Origin of the sequence: Ectothiorhodospira variabilis (genome assembly GCF_022227625.1) — a bacterium.
Classification (GTDB): Bacteria; Pseudomonadota; Gammaproteobacteria; order Ectothiorhodospirales; family Ectothiorhodospiraceae; genus Ectothiorhodospira; species Ectothiorhodospira haloalkaliphila.
In genome coordinates, this window is sequence record NZ_JAJNAO010000045.1 from 1 (window position 1) to 1,419 (window position 1,419).

Genomic DNA, 1,419 nt, shown 5'->3' on the forward strand with positions numbered 1-1,419 from the left:
GCCGGTCTGGAACAGCAGGGCATCGGTGGAGATGTCGTCCACATCGAAGCGGCTGAGCAGTGCCGGTCGGCTGTGCCAGGCGGTGAGCTCGGGGGTGAAGACGCCGCGTTCCTTGAGCAGGTTCACCAGGAAGGTGGGCGTGGCGCTCTCGAACCAGTAGGGTCCGAACTGGCGCTTCTGCAACAACAGCAGCACATCGAAGGGGTTATACACCGAGGGCGTATCCGTCCCACCCCAGCGGTAGCCGTTATACCAGTCCCGGATCTCAGCCCGATCCAGCCCCGGCAACTCCGTCGCGAACACCGTATCCACGTCTTCATCCGTATAACCGCAAATGTCCGCGTAGGGCTTGTCCAGCGTGATGTCGTTGAGATTATTCAGCCCCGAGAACAGGCTCACCTTGCTGAATTTGGACACGCCGGTGATCAGCACCAGATGCAGATGGGGGTCGGCATCCTTGATGACGCTGTAGAGGTTCTTCAGCCCCTCGCGCAGTTCGCGGGCGCGCTCGGGCTCCAGGATGTTATCCAGGATGGGCTTGTCGTACTCGTCGATCAGTACGACCGCCCGCTCGCCATACTGGGTGTGGGTATCGCGAATCAGCGCGGAGAACTCTCCTGCAATGTCTGTCTCGCGCTGCAGTGATACCCCAAGGCGTTCACGCTCAAGGAACAACTGGTCACGAATCCGTGTGTCGAGCTCCTCCCGGGTGCGCATCACGCCGCTGCCAAAACTCAGACGAATCACCGGGTGAGTCTGCTGCCAGTCCCAGCGGTCGTGGATGTACAGCCCCTCGAAGAGCTTTTGGCGACCCTCGAACAGGCAGCGCAGGGTGTCGAGCAACAGGCTCTTGCCGAAGCGACGGGGGCGGGAGAGGAAGTAGTACTTATTCTGGTGGACCAGGCGCTCAATGATCGGCGTCTTGTCCACGTAGTAGTAACCCCCCTCGCGGATCTCGGAGAAGGTTTGAATGCCGATGGGGAGTCTGAGCCGCTGTTGGTCAGCCATGCCTGGCCCTCCAGGGACAAGTCGTGTGCCGGGGGCAGTCTATCATGGCCCCTGGTGGTTCTGCGCTTGTGTGGGAGTGTGCCCCTGTGGGAGCGGGCCTCGTCCGCGAAGGCGGTGGGCACCTCAGCATGGCCAGGGCACTGCTGTCGCAGTGCATCGCCGGCAGGCCGGCTCCCACGGGGGTTAGAGGGTTTCTACCTCAAACGCCACAATCTGCCGCTGCTCACTGGAGAACTCCACGCCGATCAGGTGGATCGGCTTGCCGCTGGCCCGGTACTTGTCGGCATAGCCCCTGGCCTTGATCTGCTCCAGCGCCCTACCCTCGGGGAGTTGCTCCACCACCTTGAATTCGAACAGGTAGATGTGGCCGCTGAAATCCACCGCCATGTCCACCTTGCCGTGGTGGCTGGC

General features: G+C 61.9%; 2 protein-coding genes. Both read right to left on the reverse strand.

Features of this window, described 5'->3' with window-relative positions; translation table 11 throughout:
• Positions 1 to 1,008: ATP-binding protein (locus LPW30_RS15840; protein WP_239681358.1), on the reverse strand; the 1,008-nt coding region annotated here is incomplete at its 3' end.
• Between the two features lie 183 nt (positions 1,009 to 1,191).
• Positions 1,192 to 1,419, reverse strand: a 228-nt coding sequence (locus LPW30_RS15845; protein WP_239681359.1) for a PD-(D/E)XK nuclease domain-containing protein, incomplete at its 5' end; no start/stop codon positions are given.